General features: G+C 74.8%; 15 protein-coding genes. 10 read left to right on the forward strand and 5 right to left on the reverse strand.

What is annotated here, in order from left to right:
* The first annotated feature begins 132 nt into the window (after positions 1–132).
* The 4 genes from EDD28_RS11455 (at position 133) to EDD28_RS11470 (ending at position 6,297) form a co-directional block, all read left to right on the forward strand.
* Positions 133–2,274: a GTPase domain-containing protein gene (locus tag EDD28_RS11455; RefSeq protein ID WP_170169444.1), complete on the forward strand. Its 2,142-nt coding sequence runs from the start codon at positions 133–135 to the stop codon at positions 2,272–2,274.
* Positions 2,271–3,986, forward strand: a complete 1,716-nt coding sequence (locus EDD28_RS11460; RefSeq protein WP_123739713.1) for a GTPase family protein — start codon at positions 2,271–2,273, stop codon at positions 3,984–3,986. The genes EDD28_RS11455 and EDD28_RS11460 overlap by 4 nt, the downstream gene beginning before the upstream one ends.
* A gap of 205 nt (positions 3,987–4,191) precedes the next feature.
* Positions 4,192–4,683, forward strand: coding sequence for an acyl-CoA thioesterase (locus tag EDD28_RS11465; RefSeq protein WP_123739714.1), 492 nt, complete (start codon positions 4,192–4,194; stop codon positions 4,681–4,683).
* Positions 4,684–4,692: 9 nt separating this feature from the next.
* Positions 4,693–6,297, forward strand: a complete 1,605-nt coding sequence (locus EDD28_RS11470) for an Hsp70 family protein (protein ID WP_123739715.1) — start codon at positions 4,693–4,695, stop codon at positions 6,295–6,297.
* Between the two features lie 45 nt (positions 6,298–6,342).
* On the opposite strand, the gene EDD28_RS11475 is transcribed toward EDD28_RS11470, so the two are convergent.
* Complete coding sequence (locus tag EDD28_RS11475) at positions 6,343–7,404, reverse strand: LacI family DNA-binding transcriptional regulator (protein ID WP_170169445.1); 1,062 nt, start codon at positions 7,402–7,404, stop codon at positions 6,343–6,345.
* 292 nt (positions 7,405–7,696) lie between these two features.
* On the opposite strand from EDD28_RS11475, the gene EDD28_RS11480 reads away from it, so the two are divergent.
* The 4 genes from EDD28_RS11480 to EDD28_RS11495 are packed head-to-tail and all read left to right on the forward strand — an operon-like array spanning position 7,697 to position 12,911.
* A complete protein-coding gene (locus tag EDD28_RS11480; protein ID WP_123739717.1) occupies positions 7,697–8,974 on the forward strand; it encodes an ABC transporter substrate-binding protein in 1,278 nt (425 codons plus the stop codon).
* Positions 8,975–8,978: 4 nt separating this feature from the next.
* A complete protein-coding gene (locus tag EDD28_RS11485) occupies positions 8,979–9,878 on the forward strand; it encodes a carbohydrate ABC transporter permease (RefSeq protein WP_123739718.1) in 900 nt (299 codons plus the stop codon).
* Entirely contained in the window at positions 9,871–10,767 is an 897-nt protein-coding gene (locus EDD28_RS11490; protein ID WP_123739719.1) for a carbohydrate ABC transporter permease, read from the forward strand. The genes EDD28_RS11485 and EDD28_RS11490 overlap by 8 nt, the downstream gene beginning before the upstream one ends.
* Complete coding sequence (locus tag EDD28_RS11495) at positions 10,764–12,911, forward strand: glucosidase family protein (protein WP_123739720.1); 2,148 nt, start codon at positions 10,764–10,766, stop codon at positions 12,909–12,911. The genes EDD28_RS11490 and EDD28_RS11495 overlap by 4 nt, the downstream gene beginning before the upstream one ends.
* 10 nt (positions 12,912–12,921) lie before the next feature.
* Here EDD28_RS11495 and EDD28_RS11500 read toward each other — a convergent pair whose 3' ends face one another.
* On the reverse strand, positions 12,922–13,533 hold the full coding sequence (locus EDD28_RS11500) for a DUF4126 domain-containing protein (protein WP_211339173.1): 612 nt from the start codon (positions 13,531–13,533) through the stop codon (positions 12,922–12,924).
* A 121-nt stretch (positions 13,534–13,654) separates the two neighbouring features.
* On the opposite strand from EDD28_RS11500, the gene EDD28_RS11505 reads away from it, so the two are divergent.
* A complete protein-coding gene (locus tag EDD28_RS11505) occupies positions 13,655–14,023 on the forward strand; it encodes a nuclear transport factor 2 family protein (RefSeq protein ID WP_123739721.1) in 369 nt (122 codons plus the stop codon).
* Between the two features lie 43 nt (positions 14,024–14,066).
* Here EDD28_RS11505 and EDD28_RS11510 read toward each other — a convergent pair whose 3' ends face one another.
* Positions 14,067–15,014, reverse strand: a complete 948-nt coding sequence (locus tag EDD28_RS11510; protein ID WP_245968011.1) for an acyl-CoA thioesterase — start codon at positions 15,012–15,014, stop codon at positions 14,067–14,069.
* Positions 15,011–15,454, reverse strand: coding sequence for a globin (locus tag EDD28_RS11515; protein WP_123739722.1), 444 nt, complete (start codon positions 15,452–15,454; stop codon positions 15,011–15,013). The genes EDD28_RS11510 and EDD28_RS11515 overlap by 4 nt, the downstream gene beginning before the upstream one ends.
* Positions 15,455–15,619: 165 nt before the next feature.
* Between EDD28_RS11515 and EDD28_RS11520 the strand changes: the two genes are divergently transcribed.
* Positions 15,620–15,850, forward strand: coding sequence for a PTS sugar transporter subunit IIB (locus EDD28_RS11520; RefSeq protein WP_123739723.1), 231 nt, complete (start codon positions 15,620–15,622; stop codon positions 15,848–15,850).
* 126 nt (positions 15,851–15,976) lie between these two features.
* On the opposite strand, the gene EDD28_RS11525 is transcribed toward EDD28_RS11520, so the two are convergent.
* Complete coding sequence (locus EDD28_RS11525) at positions 15,977–16,939, reverse strand: mechanosensitive ion channel family protein (protein ID WP_211339174.1); 963 nt, start codon at positions 16,937–16,939, stop codon at positions 15,977–15,979.
* Between the last annotated feature and the right edge of the window lie 18 nt (positions 16,940–16,957).

Below are 16,957 nucleotides of genomic sequence, written 5' to 3' on the forward strand. Positions count from 1 at the left end.
GCCTCCCCGGCCGGGGGCTCCCGAGCGGGTGAGTCGTGACGGCGCCTCGGCAGCTCCTCACGCCGCGAGCGTCTCGGGCGCGTTCCGGGGTGTGCCCGCCCGGCCCGGAGACCGGCAGGGCAGGATGGGGCCATGACGGACCGCACGACGGACACCGGCGGGGCAGCCGAGACCGCGGCACGACTCGACCTCGTCAGCGCGGTCGACGTGGTCCGCGGTCGCCTGGCCGCGACCCGGCTCCCGCTCGAGGTTGCCGGGGTCGAGGCGGCGCGCCGCCGCCGACGCGAGCTGCTCGACCAGATCGACGACTATCTCCTGCCCCGGCTGCGCACGGACGGGGCACCGCTGCTCGTCGTCGTCGGTGGTTCGACCGGCGCCGGCAAGTCGACCCTCGTCAACTCCCTCCTCGGGGAGCGGCTGACGCAGCCGGGCGTCCTGCGGCCGACGACCCGCTCGCCCGTCCTGGTCCACCACCCCGCCGACGGTCCCTGGTTCGCACCGGAGCGCGTCTTCCCGACCCTCGCCCGCGTCGAGACGACGGGCGGGGGAGCGCCCGCGGCGGTCGCCACCACCACGCCCGGTCCGCCCGGGGCTGTCGCGGACGCGACCGGGGTCGGGGCCGTCCCCACGCCGCCCGGGGCCGTCCCCGCCTCGCCCGGCGCCGTCGGCGCACCGGCGCACCTCGCGGGCGTCCCGGCGGGCCGCGCCGCCGCCGACCGCGACGGCACACCGATCGACGGGGTCCGCGCGCTGCGGCTCGTCCCGTACCCGGCGCTGCCGCCGGGTCTCGCGCTGCTCGACGCCCCCGACATCGACTCGGTCGAGGCCGCGAACCGCGACCTGGCCGCGCAGCTCCTCGCGGCCGCCGACCTCTGGCTCTTCGTCACGACGGCCGCCCGCTACGCCGACGCCGTGCCGTGGGAGCTCCTGCGCTCAGCCGCCGCCCGGCACGCGCAGGTCGCGCTCGTCATCAGCCGCGTCGACCCCGGCAGCGGCGAGGTGGTGGCTGACCTCGCGCGGATGGCGCGGGAGAACGGCCTCGGCGACGCGCGGCTCTTCGTCGTCCCCGAGGCGCGGCTCGATGCCGACGGCCTCCTGCCCGAGGCGGCCGTCGCGCAGATCGCCGGCTGGCTCACCGACCTCGGCGGCAGCGCGAGCGCCCGCGACGAGGTCGCGCTGGCCACCCGGGACGGCGTCGTGACGGACGTCGCGGGCGCGGTCGACGTCATCGCGACGGCGGCGGACGCGCAGGCCGAGTCGGCTGCCCGGCTGACCGACATCGTCGAGGTCGCCTACGCGCAGGCCGCGGCGACCGTCCGGACCGCGACGACGGACGGCGCCATGCTGCGCGGGGAGGTGCTCGGCCGCTGGCAGGACTTCGTCGGGGCGAGCGACATCATGCGCACGCTCGAGCGCGGGGTCGGCCGGGTGCGCGACGCGGTCGGGGCGTTCTTCCGGGGTGGCCGGCCCTCCGCCCAGCCCGTCGAGCTGGCGATCGCGCACGGTCTCGAGGCGGTGACGCTCGACGCCGTCGAGACGGCCCGCGAGCGCGTCCGTTCCGCCTGGCGGTCCGATCCCGCCGGGGCCGCCCTGCTGCGCGACGGCGACGGTGCGACGGCCGGCGTCACCGGCGTCGGGACGGCGGAGCTGCGTGCCTCGATCGCCGAGCAGATCCGCGGCTGGCAGGAGGACGTCCTCGCGGTCGTGCGCGAGCAGGGCGAGGACCGGCGCGGCCTGGCTCGCGCCATGAGCTTCGGCGTCAACGGCCTCGGGGTCGCGCTCATGCTGGTCGTGTTCGCCGGGACGGGCGGCGTCACGGGCGTCGAGGTCGGCATCGCCGGCGGGACCGCGATCCTCGCGCAGAAGGTGCTCGAGGCGGCCTTCGGTGACGACGCCGTGCGCCGGCTCACCGACGAGGTGGCCGCGCGCCTGCAGGTCCGCCTCGACTCCGTGCTGGACGCCGACGCCACCATCGCCCTCACGGCCGTGGCGGCGAGCGGTGTCTCGGACGGCGACGGGCAGCTGCTGCGCTCCGCGTCCGCCGGTCTCACCGCGGCCGCGGCGCGGGAGCGTGCGGTGCGCGCCGCCATCGTCGAGCGCGTCCCCGTCGCCGTGCCAGCGCTGCGCGGCGCCCGCCTGCGCGACCGCGCCGGGACGTGGGACGACGCCGAGGCCACCGGGGCGGACCCCGGCCCCGCGGCCGACGCCGCTGGTCAGGGGGCGAGCGCCGAGACCCGCGGCTGGTGGCGCCGGCTGTTCGGGAGCGGTCGATGAGCCGGGCCGCGCACCGCGACCCCGGCCCCCGCTCCGCCGCCCGAGCCGCTGGCGCGCTGGCCGAGCGCACCGAGGCGCTCGCCGAGGCGGTCGCGGCCGCGGAAGGACGCCTCCCCGACGCGGTCGTCGCCCCGGCCCGGGAGGTGCTCGCCCGCGCGCTGGAGCGCAGCCGCCTCTCGGCCGAGCACACCGTCGTCGCGCTCGCGGGCGCGACGGGCGCGGGCAAGTCGAGCGTCTTCAACGCCCTCGTCGGCTCCGAGGTGGCGCGGACCAGCCAGCAGCGACCGACGACGGCGCACCCGCTCGCCGTCGTCGTCGAGAGCCCGCAGCTCGCCGCCACCGGCGGCTCGGAGCTGCTCCTGGACTGGCTCGGCGTGCCCGAGCGGCGCGACCACCCCGTCGACGACGAGCACCCGAGCGGGCTCGTCCTGCTCGACCTGCCCGACCACGACTCGATCGTCGCCGAGCACCGCCGTCGGGCCGACCACGTGACCGAGCGCGCCGACCTGCTCGTCTGGGTGACCAACCCGCAGAAGTACGCCGACGCCGTGCTGCACGCCCGCTACCTCGCGCCGCTCGCCGGGCGCGACCTGCGCGTCCTCGTCGTGCTGAACCAGGCCGACCGGCTGAGCGAGCGGGAGGTCGCGGACTGCCTCGCCGACCTCGAGCGGCTGGTGCGCGCCGACGGGCTCGACCCGCACGTGCTCGCGACCTCGGCCGTGACGGGGCAGGGGATGGCGGAGCTGCAGGAGGCGGTCGCCGACGCCGTCCGCCGCCGGCGCGCCGCGACGCAGCGGCTCACCGGTGAGGTCCGCGCCGCCGCGCGCTCGCTGCTGGACGCCCTCGGCCCCCGGGGTGGCGACGCGCCGGCCGTGCGCGGCGCCCGGACGGCGCTCGTCGACGCGCTCGAGCAGGCGGCCGGCGTCCCCCTCGTCGTCTCGGCCGTCGAGGGTGCCAGCCTGCGCGACGCGATCGCGCGGACGGGCTGGCCGCCGACCCGATGGCTCCAACGGTTCCGGGCCGACCCGCTGCGCACGCTCGGGCTGCGTCGCGAGGCCCCTCGCCTGGGTCGCGGGTCCGCGCGGACATCGACGGGGAGCACGGGCGACGCGGCTGACGCCGACGTCGAGCTGCGCCGCAGCTCGCTGCCGGCCGCGTCCCCGGCGGTGCAGGCCCGGCTGGCCAGCGCCGCCCGGGGGTACGTCGCCGAGGCCAGCGCCGAGCTCCCGGGCGCCTGGGGCGAGGAGCTCAACGCACGCGTCGTCGAGGGGGTGCGCGAGATCGCCGACCCGCTCGACGTCGCCGTCGCGCGCAGCGTGCGAGTGCCGCCGGCGCGGTGGTGGGGCGTGGTCGGGTTCTGGCAGTGGCTGCTGCTCGCGGTCCTGCTGGCCGGGCTCGCCTGGCTCGCGCTCCTCGCCGGGATCGACTACCTGCGCCTGCCGTCGCTCGACGTGCCCGTGGTGACCATCGGACGGCTGCGCTGGCCGTGGCCCAGCCTGCTCGCCGTCGGCGGCGCACTGCTCGGCATCCTGCTCGCCGCCGTCTCCCGAGCCGCCGCGCGGGTGAGCGCGCGACGCCGGGCCCGGACCGTGCGCGCGGAGCTGCGCCGCAGCGTCGAGGCGCTCGCGGGGGACCGGCTCATCGGGCGCGTCGACGACGAGCTCGCTGCGCTCGCGCGCGTCCGTGCCGCGGCCACCCGCGCCGCCGACTGAGCCGCCGACTGAGCCGGCGTCCGGCTCGCCCCCGCGTGCCCGGGCGACGCATCGCCGCCGCGACCGCGGGGCGCGGCCGCCTGCCCACCCGCGTGCGGACCGGTGCGCGCCGGACGGGCGAACGCGGGAGAATGGGCGGCGGCGCCCGCCCCCGGACCACGCGGCGGCCGGGCCCACCCCAGGAAGTCCCAGGAAAGGACGCCCCGTGCGCCTGCGAATCCCCATCATCGTGCGCTGGGGCGATCTCGACGCCTACGGCCACGTCAACAACGCCGCCGCCTTCACCCTCCTGGAGGAGGCGCGGATCAAGGCGTTCTGGGCGAACCCGGCCGACCCGGACCCGTGGCCGACCGCGGTCCTCGGCATGGGCCCGGGCGCCGACACGCAGACGCTGGTGGCCCGCCAGGAGATCGAGTACCGCCGTCCCGTGCCGTTCCTGCGGGACGGGATCGTCGTCGAGACCTGGATCGGGCGGCTGGGCGGCTCCTCGATCGAGCTCTGCTACGCCGTGCACGCGTGGCGAGCTGGGATCGACCGGATCGGACCGGCGCTCGACGAGGAGCCCTACACGGTCGCCGCGACCACGCTCGTCATGGTGACGACGGCGACGGGTGCCCCGACCCGGCTCTCCCGGGAGCAGCGGGCCGCCTGGGAGCCGTTCGTCGAGCAGCCGCTCGCCTTCCGGCACCGCCGTTAGGGTCGAGGCATGCGTCTCGGTATCGACCTCGGCACCACCCACACCGTCGTCGCCCTCGCGGACCGTGGCAACTACCCCGTCCTCCCGTTCACCGACGAGAACGGCGACGCGCACGAGTTCTGGCCGTCGGTCGCCGCGCTGCGGGGCGTCGGCCCGGGGACGGTCGCCGTCGACGGCGACGAGGACACCGCGCCCCCCGAGCTCGTCTTCGGTTTCGACGCCGTCGCGGCCCAGCGCCAGGGCGCGCCGGGCCTGCGCTCGTTCAAGCGGCTGCTCGGCGACCCCGGTGCGACCGGCGACACCGTCGTCGAGCTCGCCGGGTTCCCGGTCACGCTGCTCGACCTCACGACCGGCTACCTGAGCGCGCTGCGGGAGGAGATCGCGGCGCAGCTCGCCGACGCGCTCGACCCCGAGGAGCCGCTGGAGGTCGTGGTCTCCGTCCCGGCGCACGCGCACACGGCGCAGCGCTTCCTCACGCTCGAGGCGTTCGCGCGCGCCGGGTTCGTCGTCGTCGCGATGATCAATGAGCCGAGCGCCGCCGGCATGGAGTTCACCCACCGACAGACCCGCGCGCTGTCCTCCCGGCGCACCCAGGTGCTCGTCTACGACCTGGGCGGCGGGACGTTCGACGCCTCGCTCGTCGAGGCCGAGGGCGACCAGCACGAGGTCGTCGGCTCGGTCGGGGTCAACCGGCTCGGCGGGGACGACTTCGACTCGGCGCTCGCGCAGACCGTCCTCGACGCCGTGGCGCGGGAGGACGGCGCGCAGCCGCACCTCACGCGGGCGCAGTGGCGCCGGCTCGTCGAGGCGTGCCGCAGCGCCAAGGAGGGGCTGACGCCGCAGACCCGTCGGCTCGTCGTCGAGCTGGGGGACCGCGACGTCGTGGTCTCGGTCGAGGAGTTCTACGTCCGGGCGGCCGAGCTGGTCGAGTCGTCGGTCGAGGCGATGGAGCCGCTCGTCGGGCGCCTGGACACCGGTTCCATCTCGGCGTCCCTGTCGGCCGTGGCCGGCATGTACCTCGTGGGCGGTGCCTCGGGCCTGCCGCTCGTGGCGCGGGTGCTGCGCGAGCGGTTCGGCCGCCGCGTCCACCGCTCGCCCTACCCGGGCGCGGCCACGGCGATCGGGCTGGCCATCGCCGCCGATCCCGACTCGCGCTACACGCTGCGCGACCGGCTCTCCCGGGCGCTCGGGGTGTTCCGGGAGTGGGACTCGGGCCGCGCGCTCGCCGTCGACGAGGTGATCCCAGCCGACACCGAGCTGCCCTCGGGCGAGCCCGTGACGGTGACCCGCCGGTACCGCCCGGTGCACGACCTCGGGGTGCTCCGCTACGTCGAGTACCACCGCGTCGACGACGCGGGGCAGCCGGTCGGCGAGCTGGTGCCCGTGGCCGAGGTCCGGTTCCCGTTCACGCGGGAGCTGCAGGACGTCGTGCGGGGCGACGGGGGCGCGCTCGCCGGGCTGGCCGGCCGCGAGCCGCGCCACCTGGGGGACGACGAGCACGCCGGCCTGGTCGAGGAGGCGTACACGCTGTGGCCGGACGGCCGGGTCGAGCTGACGATCGCCGACCTCGAGACCGGCTACGAGTTCACCACCGCCCCCACCCGGCGCGCCTGACCACGCGGCACGCCGCGCCGAGGCCCCCTCCTCGGCTCGTCGGCGTCACGACACGGTGGCCGGCTGATAGGCTCCCGGTGCGTTCGGCGGTGCCGTGGTGCCGCGGATGACGAGCTGGGTCGGGAGAAGCCGCGCCTCACCGGGCAGCTCGCCACCGAGGACGTGGGCGACCGCGAGCCGCGCCGCCGCGCGAGCCTGTTCGCGAACGGGCTGACGAACGGTCGTGAGGTCGCTGACCTGCGCGATCGCCTGATCGTCGAAGCCGACGACGCTGAGGTCGTCGGGCACCTGGAGCCCGAGCCGCTCGGCCGCCCGCAGCGACCCGATGGCTTCCTCGTCCGACAGCGACAGGATGGCCGTCGGCGGGTCGGTGAGGGTCATGAGCCGGACGGTCGCCTCCTCGCCTCCCGCGGCTCCCCGGTCCGAGCTCTCCTCGAGCTCGGGAGCATGTGGCAGACCCGCCTCGGCGAGCGCCCGACGGTATCCGGCGCGGCGCTCCGTCGCCACGGACCAGAGCCGCCCCTCCTCGTCGGTGGCGGCGATCAAGCCGATCCGCCGGTGCCCGAGGCGGATCAGGTAGCTCGTGGCCTCGTGGGCTGCGGCGTCGTTGTCGATCGAGACGCTGGCGACGCCGGGAGCGAGCTCGCCCACGCAGATGACCGGCATGCCGAGCGCGCTCGGGTCCAGCGCGAGGTCGTCGAGCACGGGCACCGCGACGAGGATCAGCGCGTCGTAGCCGGGATGGCGGCGCTGGCCGTCGAAGAACCGGTGACGGTCGCGTGCGCCGCCGATGTGGTGGACGACCATCTCGACCCCGGAGGCGTGCAGGACCTCGCCGATCTCGGGGAGCGCCGTTCCGTAGTACCAGGACCCCAGGTGGGGGACGGCGACGGCGATCCGTCGGATCGGGGCGTCGCTGGTCCGCGAGGCGGCCCAGCCGGCCGGTTCCGGCACGACCTCGCCCACCATCGCGAGGATCCGCGCGCGCGTCGCGGGCGAGACGCCGGGCTGACCGCGCAGCGCGCGCGAGACCGTCGAGGGGGCGACGCCCAGCATGCGGGCGAGCGAGCTCATGCTGGTGGGCTGCGGGGTGTCGAAGTCGGTCACACGCCAGACACTAGCGCGTTGCGCAACACGTTGCGCCAGGCTCGGCGTGTCCGGAGCCCGCCACCGCGGCCGTCGGTGCGCCGGACGAGGTGAGGCGATTGACAACCAGCGCAACGAATGGCAATACTGAGCGCAACACGTAGCGCACAGATGCGCACAGGTCGTGCCGTCCGGCGATCTGCGTGGAGACGATCGGCCGCATCGACGCGGCCGAGGACCAGTGAGGAGACACGGCATGCGACGAAGGACCGTCGAGAGGCCCCGGAGGAGTCTTCGATCCACCATCGCCACGGTGGGGCTGCTCGCCGTCGCGATGGTCGGCCAGGCCGCCTGCAGCAACGGCGGAACGCCCGGCCCCGGGCCGTCGGAGGGTTCGGCGGCCGCCTCCGGGGGCGTGGGCGAGCTGACGATGTGGGTGCGCGCGGCCAACGAGGGCAAGTCCCGCGAGCTCGCGGCTGCCTACGAGGAGGCGACGGGGATCCGCGTCGCCGTCACGGCCTTCCCGGACGACCAGTACGTCACGAGGCTGGCGACCGCCGCGTCCACCGGCGACCTGCCCGATGTCCTGGCGACGGACTCCGCCTACATGCCCAGGTTCCTCGAGCCGAACATCTTCGCGGACCTGACGGACCGCGTGGCCGCCCTTCCGTTCGCCGACGAGCTGTTCGAGCCGCTGATGGACGTCTCGACCCGGGACGGCCGCGTCTACGCGCTGCCCCGCGACCCGGGCAACTCGATGGTGCTGTGGAACAAGGACCTGTTCCGCGAGGCCGGCATCGACCCGGACGCCGCTCCGACGACCTGGGCCGAGATGCTGGAGAGCGCCAGGGCCGTCGACGCGCTCGGCGGCGACGTCTCGGGCTTCTACTTCCCGGGCAACTGCGGCGTGTGCAACGTCTTCCCGTGGCTCCCGCTGGTGTGGGCGTCCGGGGGCGACCTCTTCGACGCCGAGGGTCGCCCGACCTTCGACGACCCGGAGGTCGTGGCCGCGCTGGAGCTGTACCGCACGATCGTGCAGGAGGGCCTCGTCCCGCCGAGCGCCCAGACGGACACCGGGTCCGACTGGATGACGGCGTTCACGGCGGGGAAGGTCGGGATCCTGCCGCTCGGGTCGTTCGGCATCGGCACGATCCGCGAGGCGAACCCCGAGATGGACATGGGCATCGCCCCGCTGCCGGGTCGCGAGGGAGGCTCGGCCTCCTTCGTCGGCGGTGACGTCATCGGGATCCCGCTCGCGTCCGCGCATCCCGACGAGGCGTGGGAGTTCATCGCCTGGACCCTGTCCGATGAGGTGCAGATCGACGTCGTCGCCGCCTCGCACGAGCTGGTGGCCAGGACCGACCTCGTCGAGAACGAGCACAGCGAGGCCGACCCGCTGGTCCGCATCGCCAACGACGCGCTGGCCGTCTCCCGCACGCCGCAGTCGGTCTTCTACCAGCAGCTCGTCGTCGACGCGAACGGGCCGTTCTCGACCCTCTTCTACGACGTGACGTACGGCGGGGCCGACCCCGCCGAGGCGGCTGCGGCGGCGCAGCGGGCCGCGCTGGACGTCGTCGGGGCTGGCGAGTAGCCGGATGCCTGTCGCTGTACGCGGCCGGAGCCTCGGTCGTCCGTCCGTGGTGGGCGGGGCCTACGCCCTGCCCGCCACGGTCCTCCTGATCCTGTTCTTCATCGCCCCGCTCGCGATGACGGCGGTCATGTCGCTGTTCAGCTGGCCGCTGTTCGGTGAGCGCAGCTTCATCGGCGTGGCTAACTACGAGACGGCCCTGCACGATGCGCAGCTCCACCGCGCGGTCCTCTTCACGGTCGCGTTCGCCGTGGTCACGACCGTCGTCTCGGTGGCCGTCGGACTGCTGCTCGCGATGTTCCTGCAGGTGGAGCGCCGAGGCGCCGGGGTGATCAGGACGCTCGTCTTCCTGCCGGTCGTGATCGGGATGGCCACCGCCTCGTTCCTCTGGCTCTACCTCCTCAACGGCCAGGTGGGTCCCGTCGCCTGGCTCTGGGCGGCGCTCGGCCTCGACGGGACGCCGCCGCTGTTCCTCGACAGCACGGCCGGTGCGTTCGTCTCGATCGTCGTCATGACCGTGTGGAAGAGCACGGGGTTCTCCATGCTCCTGCTCCTCCTCGGGATCCAGGCGATCCCGCAGCAGCTCCTCGAGGCAGCGAGCGTCGACGGCGCGCACTACTGGCAGCGCCAGCGCCGCATCGTCCTCCCGCTCCTGCGCCCGACGTTCGCCCTGGTCGCCGTGATGGGGCTGACGCAGAACTTCCTCGTCTTCGACCAGTTCTTCCTGATGACCCGTGGCGGCCCCAGCAACTCGACCATCACGGCCGTCTACTGGATCTACAACCGCGCCTTCATGAACTACCACCTCGGCTACGGGGCCGCGCTGGCACTGCTGGTGCTCGCCGTCCTCGTCGTCGTCAACCTCGTCCAGCTTCGGCTGCTGGGCCGCGGAGGTTCGGATGAGTGACCACGTCATGACCCTGCCACGGTCGGGGCCGGCGCCCCGGCGCCGTCGTGGCCCACGCGCCGCGACGGCGACGGTGCTCTACTGGGTGACGGGGATCGTCGTCGCCGCTGCCTTCGCCTTCCCGCTCGTCTGGGCGCTTCTCACGGCCCTCAAGCCACGGGGGGAGGCGGCCGCCGCACCGCCGACGGCGCTCCCGAGCCGGCTCTCCATGACCAACTTCTCCCGCCTGTGGGAGTACGGGGTCGGGCTGGACGTCTATCTGGCCAACAGCCTGGTCGTCGCGGCCGTGAGCGTGGTGGCCACGGTCATCGCCGCGGTGCTGCTCGGCTACGCGCTCGCCCACGTCCGGTTCCGCGGTGCGGGGCTGCTCTTCGCCCTCGTGATCGCCGTGATGATGGTGCCCTTCCCCGCGATGATCATCGCCGTCTTCCAGGTGCTCCAGGTGATCGGCCTGTACAACTCGTTGATCGGTCTCGCCCTGGTGTACGCGACGTACCAGCTCCCGTTCGCCGTCTTCCTCATGCGCAACGCGTTCCGGGCCGTACCGACCGCCATGCGCGAGGCGGCCGTGCTCGACGGCGCGGGGACCGTCCGCACTCTGTGGAGCGTGATGCTGCCGATCGTGCGGCCCGCGATCATCACCGTCGGCCTGTTCGCCTTCATCGCCGCCTGGAACGAGTTCTTCGCCGCGCTGATCGTGCTGACCGACGCGGGCAAGTTCACGCTGCCGCTCGCGCTGATGAACGCGCAGACGGGCAACCTCGGCACGGTCGACTGGGGTGCGCAGCAGGCCGGCGTCATCGTGGCGAGCGTGCCGGTGATGGTGCTCTTCCTGTTCCTCCAGCGCTACTACGTCCGAGGGATCGCCGAAGGGGCGGTCAAGAGTTGACCGGCGGTGAGAGCGGGTCGTTCGCCCACGAGGTGCGGGCCGCCGTCCGCGAACGTCGCCGTCGGCGCCGGCCGGTTCGCTTCGAGCCGACGAAGGAGGGGTGGGCCTGGCACCCGACGGACGACGAGCGCTGGGCTGGCCCGTACTACCTGCAGACGCCGACGGCGGGGTTCGACGTGTTCGACCGCGGCCTCGTCCTCCACCCGATCGGGTACGAGGGCAGCGCACGCCTGCGCGTCGGAGTCGTCGCGGACGACGGCGCCGCGGGGTGGGTGGAGCCGGAGATCGAGCGCGTCACCGTCACGCCCGGGGCCGTCGGGCTGACGATGACGACGCGCTCGGGTCGTCGCCTCGCGGCGCGTCTCACGACCGAGGGCGATGCGCTCGTCATCCAGGTGGAGGGGGCCGACGGGACCCGGCTGCGGGCCTTCGTCCGATCCGCTCTCGCGGCCGACACGGCGTGGCGCGACGGGGCCTTCCGTCAGCCGCTGCGCCTGGCGAGGGAGGAGCCCTTCCTCGCTCGGCACTCCAACACGCGGCTCACCGACCCGCTCCCGCCGGATCGTCCCGGGCCCGAGCTCGTGCTGTCGGTGGACGCCGGGGGGCGAGAGATCGACCTCGGGCCGGACGACGACCGGCTGGGACCGATCGCGGTCCTCGGGCCGGAGTTCGCGGCGCGCGACGGGGGACGTCTCGTGCTCACGGTCGCGGGGGCGCTCGCGGCCCGCCCCGGTGCGGCGGTCCCGCCGCGCGGCGGCGCACGGGCGAGCATCGGGGTCTCGGAGCCGGCGGCCCGCCTCGGGTTCGCCGGGGTCCCGGCGGACCTGGAGCGTCAGCTCGGCTTCGCGGAGCTGAACTCGCTCGTCCCGCGCTCCGTCCACGACGGGCGCAGCTTCCTGCTCCACGGTCGTCCCGGGGACGGCTTCGGGGAGGTCGCACACCTGCACCAGAGCTACCAGATGCACCTCGTCGCGCTGGCGTCCGGGGAGACCGGCCTGGTGCGCGACGACCTCCTCGTCCACCTGGGCCTCGTCCGCGACGGCGTCCTCGACCGCTCGCCCGCACCGGGAGGGGGGAGTCACCCGTACGTCTCGGGGTACTCGGAGGCGCACGTCCTGCTGGCGGTGCACCGCTACCTCATGTGGACGGGCGACCGCGGGTTCCTGACCTGCCGGGTCGGCGATCGCTCGGTGCTGGAGCACCTGGTCGACATCGCCGCGACCGCGGCCTCCCGTCGCGTCGGGGGACTCATGCCGCCCTGCGGCTGGATCGATGCGTGGCCCGAGGGGGTCGTGGCACAGGCACAGTCCTCCTGCGCCTGGATCGTCGCGCTCCGCGCGCTCTCCGACGTCCTCGGGGCCGCCGACGAGCCGCGGTCGGCCGCGCTGCGACGGGCCGAGGCCGGCGCGCTCGCCGACCGGGTCGTCGAGACGTTTCTGGTCGAGGACGGTGGCCACCTCGCGGAGCATCTCTACGCGGACGGCTCGGTCGGCGGCGGGGATCCCGACGGCGCCTGGGTCCACACCCAGATCTGGGCGGCGCTCGCCGGGTTGCGGGGAAGCGACCGGGGGGTGCGTCGGGTCCTGCGCTACCGCACGCCTCGCGGGATGCCGATGTGCGGGCCGAGCGCGCTCACCGGGGCTGACCTCGCGGCGGTGACCGACCCGACCGGAGTCATGGCGGACGAGGTGTCGGCTGTGTGGTGCTCGTCGACCTGGCCCGAGCTGACCCACCTCCTCGCCGCGGAGCTCGCGCGGGCGGGGCACCCGGACGATGCGCTCGCGCTCGTGCGTGACCAGCTTCCGGCCGCCGTGCACCGGCGGGACCCGGCGACCGTTCCCTGGGTCTATCCCGAGAAGTTCCTCGAGCCCTCCGGTGAGCCGTGGCTCAGCACCTGGGCCGGGGACCCCACGTTGATCGAGGTGTTCCTCCGCGGGTTCCTCGGTCTCGTCCCGACCTGGAACGGGCTTCGGGTGTCGCCCGAGCTGCCGGCGGAGCTGGCGGGGCTCGAGGCCACCGTCCTCTGGCGGGGCGCCCCGGTCCGCGTGGTGGTCGAGCCCCGGGCCGGCCGGTCGGCGACGTCCCCGGTGCTGGTCCCACCGCCGGACACCCGGCGGGAGCGGACCGTCGTCGTTCGGGGGTGAGAGGGCCGGCCTAGCCGGCGCCGCGCGGCCGGGCAGTCGACTCGCGTCGGCGGCGTGCGCGGCGGTGCCGCAGCGCGAGGGCCGCGACGACCATCGCGACCAGGAGCAGCAGCACGACGGCGGGGACCACGAGCGCCGCGACGACGAGACCGACGCTCGTGGCGTCCTCCGCGGTCGAGAGGACCGGCGCGCTCAGCCCACCCGTCGCGGTGTTGGCGACGGGGCGCACGGTCGCCTTGGTGAGGTGGACGGCGAGCGCGATCACGACGCCGAGGGCGACGGGAACCCAGCGCCAGTCCTGGAACAGGCTGCCGGGATCGCTCACGGCGACCGTCTCGGCGCCGATGCCCGACGCGAAGACCATCCCGCCGCTGGCCGGCCGCACGACGGTCTGCACGACGTCGTTGACCGAGTCGACCGCGGGGATCTTGTCGGCCACCACGTCGACGAGCAGGAGCAGCGCGAGGAGGCCGAGCAGCCAGGGGTTCTCGAGCCACGACCAGCCGTCCGGCAGCGTCACCAGGTCGGTGAAGCGCGCCAGGAGACCGAGCGCGAGCAGCGGGATGTACGCGTTCAGTCCGGCGGCCGACGCGAGGCCGAGTCCGGTGAGCAGCTCCACCATGCTCGGATGCTATGCGCCACCACCGACAGGAACGCGCGTCGGCACCGACGCGCGTCTCGGCCGGCGTTGCCCGGTCCGGCTGACCCGGCCCGGCTGACCCGGCCCGGCTAGCCTTGCCGTCGTGACGACCCTCACCGACTACATCGACGCCTGGCTCGCCGCCGACCCCGAGCGGATCGCCGCGCTCGTCGCCGAGGACGGCGTCGTCAGCGAGTGCTACGGACCGGTCTACGTCGGCCGGGCGTGGGTGCTGCGGTGGGCGCGGGAGTGGTTCGCTGCCGGCGGCGTCGTGCACGGCTGGGACGTCGTCGACCACATCGTCTGCGGCGACCGGGAGGTCGCCCGCTGGACCTTCGAGTGCACCTGGGCCGGCGAGCGCAGCAGCTTCGACGGGGCGACCGTCGCCCGCATCGCCGACGGGCTGATCGTCGACCTGCAGGAGTTCCAGACGACCGCCGAGCCGTACGAGTGGCGCGGCACCTGGCGCTGAGCGCGCTCGGCGCGACCCTGGCCGGGACCCGCCGGACGACGCGTCAGTCGCGCAGCCGGACGACGCCCTCCTGGGCGACCGATGCGACGAGCTCGCCCGCCTCGTCGTAGACGCGGACGGCGCCGAGGCCCCGCCCGCCCTGGGCGGCGGGGGAGTACTGGACGAAGAGCAGCCACCGGGTGACGTCGACGTCGCGGTGCCACCACATCGCGTGGTCGATGCTCGCGACGGAGAGGCCGCGCGTCGTCCAGGACAGGCCGTGGCCGCGCAGCACGGGCTCCAGCATGACGTGGTCGCACACGTAGGCCAGCAGCGCCGCCCGCGCGTTGCGGTCGGCCCACGCGGGCAGCTCGCCGTGGGCGCGGATCCACACGGCCTGCGTGTAGGACGGCTCCGGGTCCGGCGCCGTGAAGATCTCCCGCCTGACGTGGCGGATGTCCAGCGCGGAGATCGGCATGAGGAACGTCGTCGTCAGGTCCGGCATCCGGGGGTTGCGGAAGATGAGGTCGCTGGAGGCGAGCCGATCCGGCCGCGGGACGTCCGGCGGGGCGTCCTGGCGGTGCTCGAACCCCTCCTGGTCCTCCTGGAAGGACGCGATGAGCGACAGGATCGGCACCCCCTCCTGGAGCGCGTGGGTGCGCCGCGCCGAGAACGACCGGCCGTCGTGCAGCTCCTCGACGGCGAAGGCGATCGGCAGGTCGGGCTTGCCGGGGCGCAGGAAGTAGCCGTGGACGGAGTGCGCGTGGCGGTCGGCCGGGACGGTGCGCGCCGCGGCGATGATCGACTGGGCGAACACCTGGCCGCCGTAGATCCGGCCGTTCGAGTGCGGATGCGCCTGCCCGACGAACTCGTCGGGGCCGGTGCGCTCGACGTCGAGGACGCGGCAGATCTCGGCGAACGCCTCGGCACCCGAGGGGATGCCGGTCGACGGGGGGCAGCTCGGGGGGATCGCGGGCGTCGCGCTCGGATCCGTCGTGCTCGGGTCGGTCACAGGAGGCTCCGTCCGGGAGGGGGCGAGAGGGGGTCGCGGCCGGTGTCCGGGGCGTTGACCATGGCGTGGGCCGCCCGCTCGAGGTAGTCCCACAGGAGCCCCTCCTGCAGCGGCGGCAGGTCGAGCGAGAGCACGGCGGCGCGCATGTGGGCGAGCCAGCGGTCGCGGGCCGTCGGCGTGACGGCGAACGGCTGGTGACGCATTCGCAGCCGGGGGTGCCCGCGCGTCTCGGAGTAGGTGGAGGGGCCGCCCCAGTACTGCTCGAGGAACGACCGCAGGCGCCACTCGGAGCCCTCCCAGTCCTCCTGCGGGTACATGGGGGCCAGCAGCGGGTCGGCGCGGACGCCGTCGTAGAACCGCGCGACGAGCGCCTCGAAGGTCGCGTGGCCGCCGATCGACTCGTAGAAGCTCAGCTCGCCCGCGGCACCGTCCCCACTCACCAGCTCACCCTAACCTCGGGGCCGGTCGCAGGCCCGCGACGGGGTGTGGACGGCCCCGGCCCGTCGCCCGGGTGCCGGGTAGAGTGGCCTGGATCACGTTCGTCGCCCGGTCCTCCTCCCGCGAGCCAGCGGGGGAGCGCCGGACACTGCTGGAAAGGGGCGTCCATGGCCAAGGAGCAGGATTTCCTCGCCGACCTCGGAGGTCCCGCGAACATCCTCGAGATCGAGCCGTGCATCACGCGGCTGCGCGTCGAGGTCAACGACCCCGCGCTCGTGGACGACGCCGCGCTCAAGGGCCACGGGGCCTTCGGGGTCGTGCGCTCGGGCCGCGTCGTCCAGGTCGTCGTCGGCCCCGAGGCCGACGACCTGGCCGCCGCCATCGACGCGCTGCGCTGAGACCTCCGGCGGCGCCGAGCACGCCGCGCTCGAGGCGCGGCCCCACCCGACGACGACGCGGGCGGAACCGGAGCCGAGCCCCGGTGCCGCCCGCGTCGCGTGCGGAACGGGCGAGAGAGGGCCGGGCTAGGCGAGCTCGATCCCGCGCGAGGTGAGGAAGCGGTACAGCCGCTGCCGCAGGATCGACGCCAGCCGGTGGTTCTGACCCGGCTCGGCGCGCACCCGCACCTGGAGCACCGCCGCCGTCGCCGAGATGTCGGACACCCGCACGCTCGGCTCGTGGTCGGGCAGGACGACGCCCTGGAGCGCGTCCTCGGCGACGACCTGGCGGACCAGCTCGTCGACCTCGTCCCGGATGGCCGGCACGTCCCCGCCCGGCGCGAGCGCGACGTCGACCAGCGCGAGCGACCAGCCCTGCGACTCGTTCGCGACGCGCTGGATCTGACCGTTGCGGACGTACCACAGGCGCCCGTCGTCGTCGCGCACCGTGGTGACGCGCAGCCCGACCTCCTCGACGACGCCGGCGGCCAGCACGCTGCCGGCCGCCCCGAGCTCGACCCGGTCGCCGACGTTGTACTGGCTCTCGGTCAGCATGAACAGGCCGGAGACGACGTCCGAGACGAGCGACTGCGCGCCGAACGCGATCGCGACGCCGGCGATCCCCGCCGACGCGATGAGCGGTGCGACGTTCACGCCCCACTCGGCCAGCACCATGATGACGACGACGATGGTGACGACGACCCCGATGGTCGAGGCGAGGAGCTGGTGCAGCGTGGTGACGCGCCGGGCGCGGGCGTGGTCGCCGGGCACCTCGCCGAGCGTCACGGTGACGCGGCCGGCGGCGTCGACGGCCGGCAGCGGCGCGGCGGCCAGACGACGCATGATCCGGGCGAGCACCCAGCGCGCCACGACGACGAGGAGGAGCCCGACCAGGACGATCACGATGGAGCGGAGCGGCGCGCCCGTGAACCAGTCCCACGCCTGCTTGGCCTGCTCCTCGACGACGCCGTCGGTCGAGGGGGTGGGGGACGAGGGGTCAGCGGGTGCGGGGCTTCCCACGCCCGTCGGGTCGTCGCTCGCGAGGATCACGCTCTCACCCTAGGACGG

It is taken from the genome of Salana multivorans (assembly GCF_003751805.1).
GTDB classification, from domain to species: Bacteria; Actinomycetota; Actinomycetes; order Actinomycetales; family Beutenbergiaceae; genus Salana; species Salana multivorans.

Excerpts from the sequence above, each read along its gene's own strand:
- EDD28_RS11460 (WP_123739713.1), top strand. The coding sequence starts at position 2,271 with ATGAGCCGGGCCGCGCACCGCGACCCCGGCCCCCGCTCCGCCGCCCGA.
- EDD28_RS11455 (WP_170169444.1), top strand. The coding sequence starts at position 133 with ATGACGGACCGCACGACGGACACCGGCGGGGCAGCCGAGACCGCGGCA.
- EDD28_RS11490 (WP_123739719.1), top strand. The coding sequence starts at position 9,871 with ATGAGTGACCACGTCATGACCCTGCCACGGTCGGGGCCGGCGCCCCGG.
- EDD28_RS11520 (WP_123739723.1), top strand. The coding sequence starts at position 15,620 with ATGGCCAAGGAGCAGGATTTCCTCGCCGACCTCGGAGGTCCCGCGAAC.
- EDD28_RS11470 (WP_123739715.1), top strand. The coding sequence starts at position 4,693 with ATGCGTCTCGGTATCGACCTCGGCACCACCCACACCGTCGTCGCCCTC.
- EDD28_RS11485 (WP_123739718.1), top strand. The coding sequence starts at position 8,979 with ATGCCTGTCGCTGTACGCGGCCGGAGCCTCGGTCGTCCGTCCGTGGTG.
- EDD28_RS11500 (WP_211339173.1), bottom strand. The coding sequence starts at position 13,533 with ATGGTGGAGCTGCTCACCGGACTCGGCCTCGCGTCGGCCGCCGGACTG.